This window comes from Streptantibioticus cattleyicolor NRRL 8057 = DSM 46488, from assembly GCF_000240165.1.
Lineage (GTDB): Bacteria > Actinomycetota > Actinomycetes > Streptomycetales > Streptomycetaceae > Streptantibioticus > Streptantibioticus cattleyicolor.
On record NC_017586.1, the window covers coordinates 1168151 to 1185757 of the forward strand.

Genomic DNA, 17607 nt, shown 5'->3' on the forward strand with positions numbered 1-17607 from the left:
CCCGGTGACCGGTCAGCCCCGGTCGGCCACCGAACGCGCCCGGAACGCGGCCTTGCGGGCCGCCTTGGCGGCGCCCCGGTCCGGGTGGAGCCGGCCCATCGCCTCCAGCACGTCGGCGGTGGCCGGGTGGTCCACCCGCCAGGCCGCGTCGAAGAAGCCGTCGTGCCGGTCGACCAGGTCGCGGACGAGTTCCCGCAGCGGCTCGGGGTCGTCGCCCACGTCGAGCTGGGCGGCGATGGTGTCGATGGTGAGCCAGAAGACCATCGCCGCGTCCGGCGCCGGAACGTCGGCCGCGCCGCGCTCGGTGAGCCAGACCCGGGCCAGGCCGCCGAGCTGGCGGTCGTCGAGCACCTCGCGCAACGCCGGTTCGGCGGCGGTGCCGAGCCGGCTGAGGGTCTGCTGGCAGGCGAGCCGCCGGGCGGGCGCGTCGGGGCCGTCACCGCGCGCCGCGGCCAGCAGCTCGCGGGCGGCGTCCACCTCCTGGCGGCCAGCCAGCCACGCCTCCGCCTCGGCGTACGCGGCCGGTTCGGGGAAGGTGACCAGCGCGTCCAGCAGGGTGTCGGCGTTCTGCCCGGCGAGGTCGCCGACCACGGGGGCGGTCACGCCGATGTCCAGCAGCCGGCGGCGCACCCCCGCCGCGCCGAGCGGGGTCAGCCGCACCATGCCGTACCGGGCGACCTCCTCCTCGGCCAGCTCCGGCTGACCGTCGCCGTCCGGGTCGGCCGGGCGTTCGCCACCGCCGGCGGCGGCCTCGGCCTCCTCGGCGATGAGCGCCTCGTCCACCGGCCGGTACTCCACCAGACCGGTGGGCATCAGCAGCCGGAAGTGGTCGTCCAGGCGCATCATCGCCTCGGAGACCTCCTCCAGCACGGCGTCGGTGGGCACCTCCATGTCGTCCGGGACCACCAGGGAGGCGGCGAGCACCGGCAGCGGCACCTCGGGGGCGGCACCCGGCTCAGGGAGCACCCCGGTGGCCGCGGCCCGCTCCAGCTCCTCCAGGGCGGTCAGCAGGTAGAGGTTGGCGAGGGCGCCGTCGAGGAAGGCCGCCTCCTCCTCGGGGCTGCCGGACCGCTCGGCGGGCCAGTCGTCCTCCTCCGCGTCGCTCCACAGCCCGGACGAGGAGGCGGCGGCGATCTCCGCCAGCACCGCGTCGACGCCGGTGCGCCACAGCCCCAGCACCTCGTCCGGCTCGCCGCCGTCCAGCAGCTCCAGCGCCTTGCCGGGGGCGGCGGCCGCCGGGGCGCCGTCACCGTCCGCCGCGATCTCCACCAGACCGGTGTCCACCGCCAGCGCCCACGCCTCCGCGACCTCCTCCGCCGACCCCAACTCCGCGCCCGCCCGGGCGAGTTCGGCCTCACCCAGCGTGCCGTCGGCGTCCACCGGAACCGTGGGCGCCGCCCAACGGGCGAGCCGCCCGGCCCGTTCGAACAGCGGCGCCGACCGCACCAGTCGGGCGAGTTCGGCTTCCGGGAGCAGCCGCACCGGCGGCATGTCGCGGCTGTCAGCGGCCATGGGAAAGGTTCTCCTCGTACGGTTCGGCACTGAACGTAACGGTCGGTACGGGCGCCCGGACTCCACGCGACCGCCCGCCCACACGCACAGCCTAGTGCGGCGTCGGCCGAGGTTCGCCCGGCGAGGAGCGGCGACCGGTGCCGTACACCGCGAGGCGCCGGATCGGCCCCCGAGCCGCGCCCGCCCGACCGATCCGACAACGCCGCGAGACGCCGGGCTAGGCGTCGCGACAGGGCAGACCGTGGACGAGGCGGCACCGGAGTCGGCACCGGCGGTTCGCCCGGCGAGCGGTGGCGTCCGGTGCGGTGCACCGCGAGGCGCCGGGGCGGCATCCCCCCGCGGGACACCCCCTGGTCCCGGGCGGCCACGCCCTGGTGGGCGGCGGTTTGTTCACCTGCCCGCCTTGCCTCGCTTCGCACACCTGTCTTGACAACTCCCTGACAAGCCAAGGAGATTGACGCGCGTAGAGGGGGCCCGTCCGCGGAACCGTCCCCCCTTCCCCTGCCTTCTGCTCCCCGCCAACGGAGGACGTTCCGTGATGCGCAGACACCCGCGCGGTCCGGTCACCATCGGCGCGTTGTGCGCCGCCGCGCTCGCCGCCGGGCTGCTCGCCGTGCCCGAGGCGTCGGCCGCCCCGATCCGGATCCACGACATCCAGGGCACCACCCGCATATCCCCGTTCGCGGGCCGGGACGTGACCGGGGTATCCGGCATCGTCACCGGGGTCCGCGGCTACGGCTCGTCCAAGGGGTTCTGGATGCAGGACCCGCACCCGGACGCCGACCCGGCCACCAGCGAGGGCGTCTTCGTCTTCACCTCCGCCACCCCCGCCGTGCGGGTCGGCGACAGCGTCACCGTGGATGCCACGGTGACCGAGTACTACCCCGGCGGCGCCTCGGACGGCGGCCAGTCCGTCACCGAGCTGAGCCGGCCGAAGGTCACCGTGGTCTCCTCCGGCAACCCGGTGCCGGCCCCGGTGGTGCTGCGCAGCCGCGACATACCCACGCGCTACGCGCCCGACGCGCACGGCGGCAGCATCGAGCACCTTCCGCTGCGTCCGGCCGAGTACGCCCTGGACCGCTTCGAATCGCTGGAAGGCATGAACGTCGAGGTGGACGACGCCCGGGTGGTGGGCCCCACCGACGCGTACCACGAGTTGTGGGTCACCGCGAAGCCCCGGCAGCACCCCACCCCGCGCGGCGGCACCGTCTACACCGGCTACCGGGACCCCGACTCCGGCCGCATCCAGGTGCAGTCGCTGATCCCGCTCGCCCAGCGGCCCTTCCCGCAGGCGAACACCGGTGACACCCTCACCGGCGCCACCGCCGGCCCGCTGGACTACAACCAGTTCGGCGGATACACCATCGCCGCCACCACGCTGGGCACCCTGCGCTCCGGCGGCCTGAAGCCGGAGGTCACCCGCAAGCAGCGGCGCGGCGAACTGGCGGTGGCCACCTACAACGTGGAGAACCTGGCCCCCGGCGACAGCGACACCAAGTACCAGCGGCTGGCCACCGGCGTCGTCACCAACCTGGCCGCGCCCGACATCGTCGCCCTGGAGGAGATCCAGGACAACAGCGGCGCCGCCGACGACGGCACGGTGGCCGCCGACCGCACGGTGGCCAAGTTCGTCGCGGCCGTCAAGGCGGCGGGCGGCCCGTCCTACGACTGGCGCTCGATCGACCCGGTCGACGACGCCGACGGCGGCCAGCCCGGCGGCAACATCCGGCAGGTCTTCCTCTTCGACCCGGCCCGGGTCTCCTTCACCGACATCCCCGGCGGTGACGCCACCACCCCGGTCGGGGTGACCCGCGAGCACGGCCACGCCCGGCTGACCGCCTCCCCCGGCCGGATCGAGCCCGGCGACGCCGCCTGGACCACCAGTCGCAAGCCGCTCGCCGGCCAGTTCTCCTTCCACGGCCGCACGGTCTTCGTGATCGCCAACCACTTCAACTCCAAGGGCGGCGACCAGGGCCTCGACAGCCGCTTCCAGCCGCCGGCCCGCACCAGCGAGACCCAGCGCGTCCGCCAGGCCCGGGTCGAGCACGACTTCGTCGCCAAGCTGCTCGCCGCCGACCGGCACGCCGATGTGATCGCCCTCGGCGACCTCAACGACTACCAGTTCTCCGGCGCCCTGAAGACCCTCACCGCCGGCGGCGTGCTCACCGACCTGATGAACTCCCTCCCGGCGGACCAGCGTTACTCCTACGTCTACCAGGGCAACTCCCAGGTCCTCGACCACATCCTGACCAGCCCGGCGATCCACCGCCCCGACTACGACGTGGTACACATCAACGCGGAGTTCGCCGGTCAGACCAGCGACCACGACCCGCAGATCGTCCGCATCCGTCCCTGAGACGTCCGTACGCCGAGGAGGCCGGTGATGGTGGTGTTCGTGGGCGAGGGGCCCGACGAGCGCGAGACGCTGCTGACGTTCGTCGCCGAGCAGCGGGCGGCGCTGCGCCGGGCCGCTCTCGGGCTCACCGAGGAGCAGTTGCGGGCGACCCCCACGGCGAGCGCCCTGTCCATCGGCGGGCTGCTCAAGCACAACGTGGACGTGGAACGCTACTGGACGGTCGGCGTCCTCGACGGCCGCCTTCCAGACGTGCTCCCCCGCGAGTCGGCCCACCGGCCCGAAGCCCACCGGCTGGCCGACGACGAGACCGGGGCCGGGGTGCTGGCGGCGTACGAGGCGGTGGCGCGCGAGACCGAGCGGATCGTCCGGGCGCTGCCCGGGCTGGAGGTGGCGGTCACGCTCCCGGACCGTCCCTGGTACCCGCCGGGGACCACCCGCACCGCGCGGTGGATCCTGCTGCACCTGGTGCAGGAGGCGGCCCGGCACGCCGGCCACGCCGACATCGTCCGCGAGACGCTGGACGGCAAGGGGTCCTTCGAGCTGATCGCCGAGGAGACCGCCGCCGAGCGGGGCTGACACGCGGGTGCCCCCGGCCGGGGGCACCCGCGTACCGCCTTGCGCGGGGCGTCAGTTGTGGCTGTGCAGCGCGGCGTTGAGGCCGCCCCAGGAGCCGCTGCGGGGCAGTGCCTCGACGGTGCCGGTGACCGAGTTGCGGCGGAAGAGCAGGTTGGCCGCGCCGGAGAGCTGCACGGCCTTGACCACCTCGCCGTCCGGCAGGGTGACCCGGGTGCCGGCGGTGACGTACAGGCCGGCCTCGACCACGCAGTCGTCGCCGAGCGAGATGCCGATGCCGGCCTCGGCGCCGAGCAGGCAGCGCTCGCCGATGGAGACGACCTGCTTGCCGCCGCCGGACAGGGTGCCCATGATCGAGGCGCCGCCGCCGATGTCGGAGCCGTCGCCGACGACGACGCCCTGGCTGATGCGTCCCTCGACCATGGAGGTGCCCAGGGTGCCGGCGTTGTAGTTGACGAAGCCCTCGTGCATCACGGTGGTGCCGGACGCGAGGTGGGCACCGAGCCGGACCCGGTCGGCGTCGCCGATGCGCACCCCGGCGGGGGCCACGTAGTCGGTCATCCGCGGGAACTTGTCGACGCCGTACACCGCGAGGTGCAGGCCCTCGGCGCGGGCGGCGAGGCGGACCCGCTCGATCGCGTCCACCGGCACCGGGCCCAGCGAGGTCCAGGCGACGTTGGCCAGCAGGCCGAAGATGCCTTCCAGGTTCTGCCCGTTGGGGCGCACCAGGCGGTGGCTGAGCAGGTGCAGCCGCAGGTAGATGTCGTGGGTGTCGAGCGGCTTGTCGTCCAGCGAGGAGATCACGGTGCGCACCGCGACCACCTCGACGCCGCGGCGCGGGTCGGGGCCGAGGGCCTTCGGCGCCACCTCGCCCAGCAGTTCCGCGGCACGCTCGGCGGACAGCCGCTCGGTCCCGGCCGGCCCCGCCTCGGCGGCCAGCTCGGGGGCCGGGAACCAGGTGTCGAGGACGGTGCCGTCGGCGGCGATGGTGGCGAGTCCGGCGGCAACGGCTCCGGTGGCGCGGGTATCCGTCGTAGGCGTTTCAGTCATGGCACGAACGCTAGCCGGTGCCGTCCGGTGACGCTAAACCGGCCCGGATCGCGGGATCCGGGTTCCACCGGATGCCCCGGGAACGCCGACGGGCCCGCCCCGCGTGGTGGCGCGGAACGGGCCCGGGACGTGCCGGACGGCGTCAGACGTTGAAGCCCAGCGCCCGCAGCTGCTCGCGGCCCTCGTCGGTGATCTTGTCGGGGCCCCACGGCGGCATCCAGACCCAGTTGATCTTCAGGTCCTCGACGATGCCCTCGGTGGCGGAGCGCGCCTGGTCCTCGATGACGTCGGTCAGCGGGCAGGCCGCCGAGGTGAGCGTCATGTCGAGGGTGACGACGTTGGAGTCGTCGATGTGGATGCCGTAGATCAGGCCCAGGTTGACCACGTCGATCCCGAGCTCGGGGTCGACCACGTCGTACAGGGCCTCCTTGATCTCGTCCTCGGAGGCGAGCTTGGTCGCCGACTCGTCACTCATGCCGTCTTCCTTTCGGACAGCGCCTGCGCGGTCGCGTCCTTCCACGCCATCCAGCTCAGCAGCGCGCACTTGACCCGCGCCGGGTACTTGGAGACACCGGCGAAGGCCACCGCGTCCTCCAGCACCTCTTCCATCGCGTCGTCCGGTTCGATGCGGCCCTTGGACTGCATCAGCTCCAGAAACGTCTCCTGGACCTTGCGGGCGTCCGCGATCTCCTTGCCGACCAGCAGGTCGTTGAGGACCGAGGCGCTCGCCTGGCTGATGGAACAGCCCTGGCCCTCGTAGGAGACGTCGGCGATCACCGAGCCGTCCAGCCGGACGCGCAGCGTGATCTCGTCCCCGCACGTCGGGTTGACGTGGTGGACCTCGGCGTCCCCGTCCCGCAGGCCACGCCCGTGCGGGTGCTTGTAGTGGTCCAGGATCACGTCCTGGTACATCGAATCCAGCTTCACCAGTCCCGCCTTCGTCAGCCGAAGAAGTTCCGCACGTGTTCCAACCCGGCGACCAGCGCGTCGACCTCGGCCGGGGTGGAGTACAGGTAGAACGACGCCCGGGTGGTCGCCGGAATTCCGTACCGCAGGCAGACCGGACGGGCGCAGTGGTGGCCGACCCGGACCGCGATGCCCTGTTCGTCGAGGACCTGGCCCACGTCGTGCGGGTGGATGTCGCCCAGCGTGAAGGAGATCGCCGCCCCCCGGTCCTCGGCCGTCGTGGGGCCGATGATCCGCAGGTCGGGCACCTGGGAGAGGCGTTCCACCGCGTAGGTGGTGATGGCGTGCTCGTGCGCGGCGATGTTCTCCATGCCGATCGAGGTCAGGTAGTCCACGGCCGCGCCCAGCCCGATGGCCTGGGCGATCGGCGGGGTGCCCGCCTCGAACTTGTGCGGCGCCGGGGCGTAGGTGGACGAGTGCATCGAGACGGTCTCGATCATCTCACCGCCGCCCAGGAACGGCGGCAGGTCCTCCAGCAGCTCCTGGCGGCCCCAGAGCACGCCGATGCCGGTCGGACCGCACATCTTGTGCCCGGTGAAGGCGACGAAGTCGGCCTGGAGCGCCTGCACGTCCAGCGGCATGTGCGGGGCGGCCTGCGAGGCGTCGATCACCACCAGGGCGCCCACCTCCTGGGCGCGCCGGACGATCGCCTCGACCGGGTTGACGGTGCCCAGGATGTTGGAGACCAGCACGAACGAGACGACCTTGGTCTTCTCGGTGATCACCTGGTCGATGGCGGACAGGTCGAGCCGGCCGTCGTCGGTCAGGCCGAACCACTTCAGCTTGGCGCCGGTGCGCTGGGCGAGCAGCTGCCACGGAACGATGTTGGAGTGGTGCTCCATCTCCGTGATGACTATCTCGGTGCCGCGGTCCACCCGGTAGGGCTCGTCGGCCCAACCGAGCATGTTGGCCACCAGGTTGAGCGACTCGGAGGCGTTCTTGGTGAAGATCACCTCGTCGCGGCTGGGGGCGTTGACGAACGCGGCGACCTTGTCCCGCGCGCTCTCGTACCCGGCCGTGGCCTCCTCGGCGAGGACGTGCACGCCGCGGTGGACGTTGGCGTTGTAGTTCTCGTAGTACTCGGCCAGGACGTCGAGCACCTGGCGCGGCTTCTGCGAGGTCGCCGCGTTGTCCAGGTACACCAGCTTCTTGCCGTCGTGGATCCGGCGGTCCAGGATCGGGAAGTCCTTGCGGATCGCCTCGGTGTCGAGGAGGCCCGGCAGATGAGTCACTCGGATACGCCGCCTTCCACGTAAGCCGCGTAGCCCTCTTCCTCCAGCTTGTCCGCGAGCTCGGCGCCGCCGGATTCGACGATGCGGCCCTTGGCGAAGACGTGGACGTGGTCGGGCTTGATGTAGCGCAGGATGCGGGTGTAGTGGGTGATCAGCAGGGTGCCGACCTCGCCGGTCCCGTGGACCCGGTTGACGCCCTCGGAGACCACGCGCAGCGCGTCGACGTCCAGGCCGGAGTCGGTCTCGTCGAGGATCGCGATCTTCGGCTTGAGCAGTTCGAGCTGGAGGATCTCGTGGCGCTTCTTCTCGCCGCCGGAGAAGCCCTCGTTGACATTGCGCTCGGCGAAGGACGGGTCGATCTGGAGCGCCTCCATGGCCTCCTTGACCTCCTTCACCCAGGTGCGAAGCTTCGGGGCCTCGCCGCGCACCGCGGTGGCGGAGGTGCGCAGGAAGTTGGAGACCGACACACCCGGCACCTCGACCGGGTACTGCATGGCCAGGAAGACACCGGCCCGGGCCCGCTCGTCGACGGGCATCGCCAGCACGTCCTCACCGTCGAGGGTGACGGTGCCGCCGGTGACCGTGTACTTGGGGTGGCCGGCCAGCGAGTAGGCCAGGGTCGACTTGCCGGAGCCGTTGGGGCCCATGATGGCGTGGGTCTCGCCCTGCTTCACGGTCAGGTCGACACCGCGCAGGATCTCCCGCGGGCCGTTCTCGGCCTCGACGGAGACGTGCAGGTCGTGGATCTCAAGCGTTGCCATGGGTGCCTCAGGACTCCTGGGTGACGGAGACGAGCACGTCGTCCCCTTCGATCTTGACGGGGTATACGGGGACGGGCCGCGTGGCGGGCAGCCCGGACGGCTTGCCGGTGCGCAGGTCGAAGCTGGAGCCGTGCAGCCAGCACTCGATCTGGCAGTCCTCCACCTCGCCCTCGGACAGCGAGACGTTGGCGTGCGAGCAGATGTCGTTGATCGCGTAGATCTCGCCCTCGGTGCGGACGATGGACACCGGGGTGCCGTCGAGCTCCACCCGCTTGGGGGTGTCGTCCTCCAGCTCGCTCAGCGCGCAGGCACGTACGAAACTCATCCGACGGACTCCTCCAGCTCCTTCTCGATCTTCGCCAGCAGGCGCTCCTCCAGATCGGCGAGGCCGATCTGCTGGATCAGTTCCGCGAAGAAGCCGAGGACCACCAGGCGCCGGGCCTCCTTCGCCGGGATGCCGCGGGCCATCAGGTAGAAGAGCTGCTCGTCGTCGAAGCGGCCGGTGGCCGAGGCGTGGCCGGCGCCGACGATCTCACCGGTCTCGATCTCCAGGTTGGGGACCGAGTCGACCCGGGCGCCGTCGGTGAGCACCAGGTTGCGGTTGAGCTCGTAGGTGTCGGTGCCCTGGGCCGCCGCGCGGATGAGCACGTCGCCGATCCACACCGCGTGCGCGTCCTTGCCCTGCAGCGCGCCCTTGTAGGCGACGTTGCTGCGGCAGTGCGGGGTGTCGTGGTCGATGAAGAGCCGGTGCTCCTGGTGCTGGCCGCCCTCGGTGAAGTACAGGCCGTACAGTTCGGCCTCGCCGCCGGGGGCCGCGTAGACCACCCGCGGGTGGAGGCGGACCAGGTCGCCGCCGAAGGTGACGATCACCGACTTGAAGGTGGCGTCCCGGCCGACCAGCGCGGTGTGCTGGGCGACGTGCACCGCGGTGTCGTCCCAGTCCTGCACCGAGACCACGGTGACCTTGGCGCCCTCGCCGACGACGTACTCGACGTTGGCGGCGAGCGTGAGGTCACCGGTGTGGTCGAGGACCACCACGGCCTCGGCGAAGGCGCCGACCTCGACCAGCAGGTGGCCGAAGGCGGTGCCGCCCTCGCCGTGCACCGAGATCCGCACCGGCTCGGTGAGCACGGTCTCCTTGGGGATGGAGACCACCGAGGCCTTCTCGAAAGAGCTGTACGCCTGGGCCACCACCCGGTCGACGGGCTTGCCGGCCTTGCCCAGCCGGGCGTCGGCGCGGTCCACGGTCTCCACGGTGACGCCGTCCGGGGCGGTCACCTCGATCCGCGGGGCGCCGGTGGCCTCGGCGGTGCCGTCGTGCAGGCCGCGCAGCCGCTCCAGCGGCGTGAACCGCCAGTCCTCCTCGCGCCCGGTGGGCACGGGGAAGTCGGCCACGTCGTAGGACGGGGCGGCGCCGACCCGCGCGTCGGCGGGCTGGCCGACCTGGATCGCACCCTCGGTGGTGCTGCCGGCCGGAAGGGTTTCAGCCATGGCTGTCGTACTGCTCTCTCTCGGTTGGGAACGTCGCCTGGGAACGCTGCTGGCTTCGGGCCGGGCCGGTCAGCCGACCGCGCCTTCCATCTGGAGCTCGATCAGCCGGTTCAGTTCCAGGGCGTACTCCATCGGCAGCTCGCGCGCGATGGGCTCCACGAAACCACGGACGATCATCGCCATCGCCTCCTGCTCGGTCAGGCCGCGGCTCATCAGGTAGAAGAGCTGGTCCTCGCTGACCTTGGAGACCGTCGCCTCGTGGCCCATGGAGACGTCGTCCTCGCGGACGTCCACGTAGGGGTAGGTGTCCGAACGGGAGATGGTGTCCACCAGCAGCGCGTCGCACAGCACGTTGGACTTGGCGCCCTGGGCGCCCTCGCCGATCTCGATCAGACCCCGGTAGGAGGTGCGGCCACCGCCCCGGGCCACCGACTTGGAGACGATGTTGGAGGAGGTGTTGGGGGCCATGTGCACCATCTTGGCGCCCGCGTCCTGGTGCTGGCCGGCGCCGGCGAACGCGATCGAGAGCGTCTCGCCCTTGGCGTGCTCGCCCATCAGGTAGACGGCCGGGTACTTCATGGTGACCTTGGAGCCGATGTTGCCGTCGACCCACTCCATGGTGGCGCCCTCGTAGGCCACGGCGCGCTTGGTCACCAGGTTGTACACGTTGTTGGACCAGTTCTGGATGGTCGTGTAACGGCACCGGGCGTTCTTCTTGACGATGATCTCCACGACCGCCGAGTGCAGCGAGTCCGACTTGTAGATCGGCGCGGTGCAGCCCTCGACGTAGTGCACGTAGGCGCCCTCGTCGACGATGATCAGGGTCCGCTCGAACTGGCCCATGTTCTCGGTGTTGATCCGGAAGTACGCCTGGAGCGGGATCTCCACGTGCACGCCCTTCGGCACGTAGATGAACGAACCGCCGGACCACACCGCCGTGTTGAGCGCGGCGAACTTGTTGTCACCGGCCGGGATCACGGTGCCGAAGTACTCCTGGAACAGCTCCGGGTGCTCGCGCAGACCGGTGTCGGTGTCCAGGAAGATGACGCCCTGCTCCTCAAGGTCCTCACGGATCTTGTGGTAGACCACCTCGGACTCGTACTGGGCGGCCACACCGGCGACCAGGCGCTGCTTCTCGGCCTCGGGGATGCCCAGCTTGTCGTAGGTGTTCTTGATGTCCTCGGGCAGCTCTTCCCAGGACTCCGCCTGCTTCTCGGTGGAGCGCACGAAGTACTTGATGTTGTCGAAGTCGATGTCCGACAGGTCCGAGCCCCAGGTCGGCATGGGCTTCTTCGCGAAGAGCCCGAGCCCCTTCAGGCGCAGCTTCAGCATCCACTCCGGCTCGTTCTTCTTCGCCGAGATGTCGCGGACGACCTCTTCGGAAAGCCCGCGCCGGGCGGAGGCGCCGGCCACGTCCGTGTCGGCCCAGCCGTACTCGTACGTGCCGATGCCTTCGAGCTCCGGGTGAGTGGTCTCCGTAGGAGCAGTCATGCGGGGTTCCTCCCGGACGTGCTGGCAGATGCTGATGCAGATGCGTTGGCGTGGTTGGCTTGTGGAACGAACGTCGTGCACACCCCGTCGCCGTGGGCGATGGTGGCCAGACGCTGCACATGGGTCCCGAGCAGGCGGGAGAAGACCTCGGCCTCCGCCTCGCAGAGCTGCGGGAACTGCTCGGCGGTGTGCGCCACCGGGCAGTGATGCTGGCAGAGCTGCTCACCCGCAGCATCGCGCGCCTGACCGGCCACGGCCGGCGCCCTGCGCGTGGTAGCAGCGTACCCGTCCGCGGTCAATGCCTCGGCGAGCGCCCGGACCCGCTGCTCGGGAGGTACGTCGGCGAGCGCCGCGGCGTACCGCTCGGCCTGGGCGGCGACCCGGGCGCGGGCGAACTCGGCGACCGCGGCCTCACCGCGCTCGCCGCCGCCCGCGCTGCGCGCGATCCAGCGCAGCGCCTCCGCGGCGAGCTGGTCGTACGCCTGGTAGAAGGCGTCCCGGCCGCAGTCGGTGAGGGCGAAGACCTTGGCCGGCCGGCCCCGCGAACGGGAGCCGTAGACCCGCTGGTCACGCGGCTCGACGATACCCTCGGCGACGAGCGCGTCAAGGTGCCGGCGAACGGCCGCCGGGGTGAGCGCGAGGCGTTCGGCGAGGTCGGCCGCGGTGGACGGGCCGTGATCGAGGATGGAGCGGGCGACCCGGTTGCGGGTGCCGCGCTGGCCCTCGGCCTCGCCGGGCTCGACGGCAGGCGTACCCGAAGCGGCGGCCGGTGCGACCGTCGTCTCCCGCGCTACCTCGCCCTTGTATTTCACAACGCCATTGTTGCGTAATTCCGTCGCTCGCGACAAGCGAGCAGTGGATCATCCCCGGTGCGTTGCGTCACGTAAGGCATGCCTCACTTCGGCCCCGCCGCCCGCCCCGGTGCGGGACGGCCGCGGTGCCTCCTTAGACTCGCCCCATGCCAAGCACCCCCGCGGTCGAGCTCGTCGGCCTGGTCAAGCGGTACGGGGACAAGGTCGCGGTCGACGGGCTGGATCTGTCCGTCGCCCCCGGCACGCTGACCGCCGTACTCGGCCCCAACGGCGCCGGAAAGACCACCACCGTCGAGACCTGCGAGGGGTACCGCCGCCCCGACGCCGGTACGGTCCGGGTCCTCGGGCTCGACCCGGTGGCCGAGTCGGCGGCGCTGCGCCCGCGGATCGGGGTGATGCTCCAGTCCGGCGGCGTCTACCCGGGCGCCCGGGCCGAGGAGATGCTGCGCCACACCGCGCGGCTGCACGCCCATCCGCTGGATCCGGCGATGCTGATCGAACGGCTGGGCCTGGACGGCTGCGGGCGCACCCCGTACCGGCGGCTCTCCGGCGGGCAGCAGCAGCGCCTCGCGCTGGCCATGGCGGTGGTGGGCCGCCCCGAGCTGGTCTTCCTCGACGAGCCCACCGCGGGGCTGGACCCGCAGGCCCGCCGGGCCACCTGGGAACTCGTCCGCGAGCTGCGGGCGGACGGCGTGACCGTCGTGCTGACCACGCACTTCATGGACGAGGCGGAACAGCTCGCGGACCAGGTGGCGATCATCGACGGCGGCCGGGTGATCGCCGAGGGCACCCCGGAGGAGCTGTGCCGCGGCGGCGCCGAGGGCACGCTGCGGTTCACCGGCCGCCCCGGGCTCGACCTGGTCTCGCTGCTCAACGCGCTGCCCGCGGACAGCTCGGCGGCCGAGCCGGCCCCGGGCAGCTACCGGGTGGAGGGCAAGATCGATCCGCAGCTGCTGGCCACCGTCACCTCCTGGTGCGCCCAGCACGGCGTCATGCCCGACCGGATCGCGGTGGAGCGCCGCACGCTGGAGGACGTCTTCCTGGAGCTGACCGGCAAGGAGCTGCGTTCGTGAGCACGTTTTCCCCGAAGCCGGGCGCGGCCCCGCTGCCCCGGATGATCGGCGCCCAGACGGCGCTGGAGACCCGGATGCTGCTGCGCAACGGTGAGCAGCTGCTGCTGACCGTGGTCATCCCCACCCTGCTGCTGGTGCTCTTCAGCGCGGTGCGGATCGTGGACACCGGGGCCGGCAAGGCGGTGGACTTCCTCGCCCCCGGCGTGCTGGCGCTCGCGGTGATGTCCACGGCCTTCACCGGCCAGGCCATCGCCACCGGCTTCGAGCGGCGGTACGGGGTGCTCAAGCGGCTGGGCGCCTCGCCGCTGCCGCGCTGGGCGCTGATGACCGCCAAGACCGGTTCGGTGCTGGTGACCGAGGTGCTCCAGGTGGTGCTGCTGACCGTGGTGGCGCTGGCGCTGGGCTGGTCGCCGCACGGCGACCCGGTGTGGGTGGTGGTGCTGCTGGTGCTGGGCACCGCCGCGTTCTCCGGGCTGGGGCTGCTGATGGCGGGCACGCTGAAGGCGGAGGCCACGCTGGCCGCGGCCAACCTGGTCTTCCTGCTGCTGCTGGTCGGCGGCGGGGTGATCGTGCCGCTGTCGAAGTTCCCGCACGCGTTCGCCTCGGTGCTCCATCTGCTGCCGATCTCTGCGCTCTCCGACGGCCTGCGCGCGGTGCTGCGGGACGGCGCCGGGATGCCGTGGGGGGACGCCGGGATCCTGGCGGTGTGGGCGGTGCTGGGGCTCGCCGCGGCGGGCCGCCTCTTCCGCTGGGAGTAGCCCGGGCGCGCCGGGAGTAGCCCGGGCGCGCCACGCCACCCCCTCGTGAAAACGCGCACAAGCGTCGGCCTACGATGGTCGGGTGCCCAAGACACTCAACCCGTTCGTCCTCGTCGCCGAGCGGTGGCAGCCCTCCCGCAAGCTGGTCGAGCGGGCCGCGCTGGCCACCGTCGTGATGGCCGTGATCATCGTGGTCACCGGCGGCGTGGTCCGGCTGACCCAGTCCGGACTCGGCTGCTCGACCTGGCCGACGTGCACCCCGGAGAGCCTGACGCCCACCCCGGCGATGGGCATCAACGGCGCCATCGAGTTCACCAACCGGATGCTCACCTACGTGCTGTGCGCCATCGTCGGCCTGGCCATCGTGGCGGCGCGGTCCCGGGATCCGTGGCGGCGTGAGCTGACCCGGCTGGGGTGGGCGCAGTTCTGGATCGTGATGGGCAACGCGGTGCTCGGCGGCATCGTGGTGCTCACCGGGCTCAACCCCTACGTGGTGGGGTCGCACTTCCTGCTGTCCAGCGCGCTGCTGACGGTGTCGGTGGTGATGTGGCAGCGCACCCGCGAGGGCGACGGTCCAGTGCGGGAGCTCACGGCCCGCCCGGTGCGGCAGCTGTCCTGGGTGCTGGCGGCGGCGTCGGGGGCGCTGATCGTCGTCGGCACCGTGGTCACCGGTGCCGGTCCGCACGCCGGTGACGCCCGCCATGTGCACCGGATCCCGGTCAACTGGCGGGAGATCACCCAGCTCCACGTGGACCTGGTGTACATCGTGGTGGGGCTCACCGTGGCGCTGTGGTTCGTGCTGCGGGCGGTGAGCGCCCCGGCGCCGGCCCGGCGGCGGGTGGTGGAGCTGTTCGCCGTGCTGATGGCCCAGGGCGTGATCGGGTACGTGCAGTACTTCACCGGGCTGCCGTCGGTCGTGGTGGGCGTGCACATGCTGGGGTCGGCGCTGGTGTGGATCGCGGTGCTGCGGGTGCCGCTGGCGCTGCGGGAGCGCCCCGAGGCCCCGGCCGGCACCGAGCTGCCGGCCCAGGAGTCAGCGGTCCCGGCCGGGGTCCGGTAGCCGGTAGAGCCGGCGGGCGTTGCCGGCCGAGACCATCCCGGCCACCCGCCGCGCGTCCTGCCGCGACCAGGCGCCCTCGTCCACCCATCCGGCCAGCAGCCGCTCCAGCGCCCTGGTGTACAGCCGCACCCCGACCACGTACAGCTCGGGCAGGCCGTAGGCGTCGGTGGAGAACAGCAGCTTGCCGAAGGGCACCAGCTCCAGCACCTCGGCGAGGACGGCCTCGGCCCGGGCGCCGGTGTGGGTCAGGGCGAGGCCGACGTCGGCGTGGACGTGCGGGAAGACGTTGGCCAGGTAGGCGGCCTGCCGGTGGTAGGGGTAGCCGTGCAGCAGCACCAGGTCGGTGCCGAGGCCGTCGGTGGCCTTGGCGAAGTCGGTGAGGAGCGCCGGGTCGGCGTGGTCCAGCCGCAGGTCGGGGTCGCCGAAGCCGGTGTGCAGTTGCAGCGGCAGCCCGGTGGCCACCGCGCTCCACAGCAGGTGGCGCAGGAGGACGGGGTCGCGCAGCCGGGCTCCGGCGGCCCGCCCGGCGAGCCAGTCGGCGGCGGCCAGCCGTACCTCGGCCGGCCCCGGCGCGCTCGGCTCCAGCGCCAGCCCGTGGCGGTAGGCGGCCACCGACTTGAAGGCGACCGCCGTGCGGGACGCGGTGTGGACGGCCTCGGCGAAGGCGGTGACGAAGGCGGCCGGGGTGGCGGCGGCGTCGGCGGCCCGTTCCGCCAGGGTCTCCAGGCGGACCACCTCGCGGGCCCGGGCGTCGCCGGCCGCGGCCAGCTCGTCCGGGGTCGTCAGGTCGCCGGGGATGCCGGTGTCCACCAGGTAGGTGCCGATCCCGGTGGAACGCAGCAGCCGCCGGGTGACCTCGTAGGCGCCCAGTTCGCGGCGGCGGGCCAGGTAGTGGGCGGGCGGGCAGTGCGCCTCCAGCCCGAGCAGCGGCGGGCACCAGCGGCGTACCGCGAAGCCGGTCTGGGTGTCGAAGTAGGTGGTGCCGGCGGCGGCCGGGGCGGCGGCCTCGGTCAGCAGCAGCTCGAACGAGGCGAGTCCGAGGTCGCCGCGGACCACGCCGTGGCAGTGGTGGTCGACCAGGGGCGGCAGCGCGTCCATCAGTAGCGCCACCGGACGGCCGCGGCGATCTTCTCCGGGCTGTGCCCCTCGAACTGCGCGGCCTCCGCCCGCCGTACCGCCAGCACCGCGCCGAGCAGCACCTCCCCCAGCGCCTCGGCGAGCACCGGGTGGGCCGCCAGCCGGTCGGCGGCCTCGGTCAGGGTGCCGGGCAGCCGGACCGCTCCGGGGTGGTGGACGGGGTCGCCGGCGACCGGTTCCGGCAGGGTGAGCCCGGCCGCCACCCCGGCCAGCCCGGCGGCGATCACGGCACCGGTGACCAGGTACGGGTTGGCGGCGGCGTCGAAGCACTTGACCTCGGCGTTGGCGCTGCCGGGCTCGTCGGGCGGGCCGGCCACGAAGCGCAGCGCGGCCTCCCGGTTCTCCAGCCCCCAGCACTGGAAGGCGCCGGCCCAGTGCGAGGGGATCAGCCGCGCCCCGCTGACCGGTGAGGGGGCGCCGACGGCCAGCAGCGCCGGCAGCGCGTCCACCACCCCGGCCAGGAACGCCTCCCCGGTCGGGGTCATCCCGTACCGGCCGGTTCCGTCGCGCAGCAGGTCGGTGCCGTCGGCGGTGGCGCGCAGCCCGACGTGCAGATGGCAGCCGTTGCCGACCTGGCCGGCCACCACCACCGGGGCGAAGCTGGCGCGCAGGCCGTGCCGGACGGTGACCGCCCGTACCGTCTCGCGGACCAGCACCAGGTCGTCGGCGGCGGCCACCGGGTCGGCGGGGGCGGTGGAGACCTCGAACTGGCCGGGGGTGTACTCGGGGTGGATCTGGAGCACCTCGACGTGCTCGGCGGCGAGCGCGGTGAAGACCTCGCGCAGGTAGCCGGAGTGATGCACCACCCTGGTCATGCCGTAGGCGGGGCCGTGGCCGGCCGGGACCACCGGGTCGTCGGGGCCGGGTTCGGCGGCGAGCCATTCGGTCTCGAAGCCCATGGTGACCGCGATGCCCTCGGCGGCGGCGCGGTCGGCCATCCGGCGGGCGAAGCCGCGCTGGCAGGCGGGGTGGACGGCGCCGCGCTGGTCGTACCGGTCCACCGGGGCCCAGGCCCAGCCGGGCTGGGCGGCGAGCACGGTCAGCCGCCGCAGGTCGGGCAGGAGCCGCAGGTCGCCGTCGGGTCCGCCGAGGTGCGGGGAGGGGGCGACGGCGTCGTCGGAGGTGTAGACGTCGAAGATCGGCGACATGCCGACGCCGTGCCGGGCGACGTGCGGCAGCCGGCTCGCCGGGATCCCCTTGACCCGGGTGATCCCGGCGTTGTCGACCCAGGTCAGCGCGACCGCGTCGACCCCTTCGGCGGCGAGCCGCGCCGCCTGCTCGTGGGCGTGCTGCCGTGCCCGCTCCCGTGCGCCACCGGTGTCCATCGCCTCTGCC

The 17607-nt window shown here is 72.6% G+C and carries 17 protein-coding genes; 5 read left to right on the forward strand and 12 right to left on the reverse strand.

What is annotated here, in order from left to right:
• Positions 1–12: 12 nt before the first annotated feature.
• Positions 13–1512: a hypothetical protein gene (locus SCATT_RS04940; protein ID WP_014141834.1), complete on the reverse strand. Its 1500-nt coding sequence runs from the start codon at positions 1510–1512 to the stop codon at positions 13–15.
• 538 nt (positions 1513–2050) lie between these two features.
• Between SCATT_RS04940 and SCATT_RS04945 the strand changes: the two genes are divergently transcribed.
• Positions 2051–3868 (forward strand): endonuclease/exonuclease/phosphatase family protein, encoded by a 1818-nt coding sequence (locus SCATT_RS04945; RefSeq protein ID WP_041824441.1) that lies wholly within the window; start codon positions 2051–2053, stop codon positions 3866–3868.
• A 27-nt stretch (positions 3869–3895) separates the two neighbouring features.
• Positions 3896–4444 (forward strand): DinB family protein, encoded by a 549-nt coding sequence (locus SCATT_RS04950; protein ID WP_014141837.1) that lies wholly within the window; start codon positions 3896–3898, stop codon positions 4442–4444.
• 51 nt (positions 4445–4495) lie between these two features.
• Here SCATT_RS04950 and dapD read toward each other — a convergent pair whose 3' ends face one another.
• From dapD to SCATT_RS04995, 9 genes are all read right to left on the reverse strand, one after another.
• The gene (gene dapD, locus SCATT_RS04955) at positions 4496–5491 is read right to left on the reverse strand and encodes a 2,3,4,5-tetrahydropyridine-2,6-dicarboxylate N-succinyltransferase (protein ID WP_014141838.1); all 996 of its coding nucleotides are present in this window, start codon (positions 5489–5491) and stop codon (positions 4496–4498) included.
• Between the two features lie 142 nt (positions 5492–5633).
• A complete protein-coding gene (locus SCATT_RS04960) occupies positions 5634–5966 on the reverse strand; it encodes a metal-sulfur cluster assembly factor (RefSeq protein ID WP_014141839.1) in 333 nt (110 codons plus the stop codon).
• Positions 5963–6418, reverse strand: coding sequence for a Fe-S cluster assembly sulfur transfer protein SufU (sufU, locus tag SCATT_RS04965; RefSeq protein ID WP_014627518.1), 456 nt, complete (start codon positions 6416–6418; stop codon positions 5963–5965). Before sufU ends, SCATT_RS04960 begins: the two co-directional genes overlap by 4 nt.
• Positions 6419–6432: 14 nt before the next feature.
• The gene (locus SCATT_RS04970) at positions 6433–7689 is read right to left on the reverse strand and encodes a cysteine desulfurase (protein WP_014141841.1); all 1257 of its coding nucleotides are present in this window, start codon (positions 7687–7689) and stop codon (positions 6433–6435) included.
• The gene (gene sufC, locus SCATT_RS04975; protein ID WP_014141842.1) at positions 7686–8450 is read right to left on the reverse strand and encodes a Fe-S cluster assembly ATPase SufC; all 765 of its coding nucleotides are present in this window, start codon (positions 8448–8450) and stop codon (positions 7686–7688) included. Before sufC ends, SCATT_RS04970 begins: the two co-directional genes overlap by 4 nt.
• Positions 8451–8457: 7 nt before the next feature.
• On the reverse strand, positions 8458–8775 hold the full coding sequence (locus SCATT_RS04980) for a bifunctional 3-phenylpropionate/cinnamic acid dioxygenase ferredoxin subunit (RefSeq protein WP_014141843.1): 318 nt from the start codon (positions 8773–8775) through the stop codon (positions 8458–8460).
• Positions 8772–9941, reverse strand: a complete 1170-nt coding sequence (sufD, locus tag SCATT_RS04985) for a Fe-S cluster assembly protein SufD (RefSeq protein WP_014141844.1) — start codon at positions 9939–9941, stop codon at positions 8772–8774. The genes SCATT_RS04980 and sufD overlap by 4 nt, the downstream gene beginning before the upstream one ends.
• Positions 9942–10010: 69 nt before the next feature.
• A complete protein-coding gene (sufB, locus tag SCATT_RS04990; protein WP_014627519.1) occupies positions 10011–11432 on the reverse strand; it encodes a Fe-S cluster assembly protein SufB in 1422 nt (473 codons plus the stop codon).
• Positions 11429–12244 carry a helix-turn-helix transcriptional regulator gene (locus SCATT_RS04995; protein WP_014141846.1) on the reverse strand — a complete coding sequence of 272 codons (816 nt, stop codon included), beginning with the start codon at positions 12242–12244 and terminating at the stop codon, positions 11429–11431. Before SCATT_RS04995 ends, sufB begins: the two co-directional genes overlap by 4 nt.
• 146 nt (positions 12245–12390) lie before the next feature.
• Here SCATT_RS04995 and SCATT_RS05000 point away from each other — a divergent pair, with 146 nt between their 5' ends.
• The 3 genes from SCATT_RS05000 (at position 12391) to SCATT_RS05010 (ending at position 15135) form a co-directional block, all read left to right on the forward strand.
• On the forward strand, positions 12391–13317 hold the full coding sequence (locus tag SCATT_RS05000; RefSeq protein WP_014141847.1) for an ABC transporter ATP-binding protein: 927 nt from the start codon (positions 12391–12393) through the stop codon (positions 13315–13317).
• 41 nt (positions 13318–13358) lie between these two features.
• Positions 13359–14075, forward strand: a complete 717-nt coding sequence (locus SCATT_RS05005; RefSeq protein ID WP_202446966.1) for an ABC transporter permease — start codon at positions 13359–13361, stop codon at positions 14073–14075.
• Positions 14076–14157: 82 nt separating this feature from the next.
• Entirely contained in the window at positions 14158–15135 is a 978-nt protein-coding gene (locus SCATT_RS05010; RefSeq protein WP_014141849.1) for a COX15/CtaA family protein, read from the forward strand.
• On the opposite strand, the gene SCATT_RS05015 is transcribed toward SCATT_RS05010, so the two are convergent.
• Positions 15109–16233 (reverse strand): amidohydrolase family protein, encoded by a 1125-nt coding sequence (locus SCATT_RS05015; RefSeq protein ID WP_014141850.1) that lies wholly within the window; start codon positions 16231–16233, stop codon positions 15109–15111. The two genes, SCATT_RS05010 and SCATT_RS05015, sit on opposite strands and share 27 nt — an antisense overlap.
• Entirely contained in the window at positions 16233–17597 is a 1365-nt protein-coding gene (locus SCATT_RS05020; protein ID WP_014141851.1) for a type I glutamate--ammonia ligase, read from the reverse strand. Before SCATT_RS05020 ends, SCATT_RS05015 begins: the two co-directional genes overlap by 1 nt.
• Positions 17598–17607: the final 10 nt, after the last annotated feature.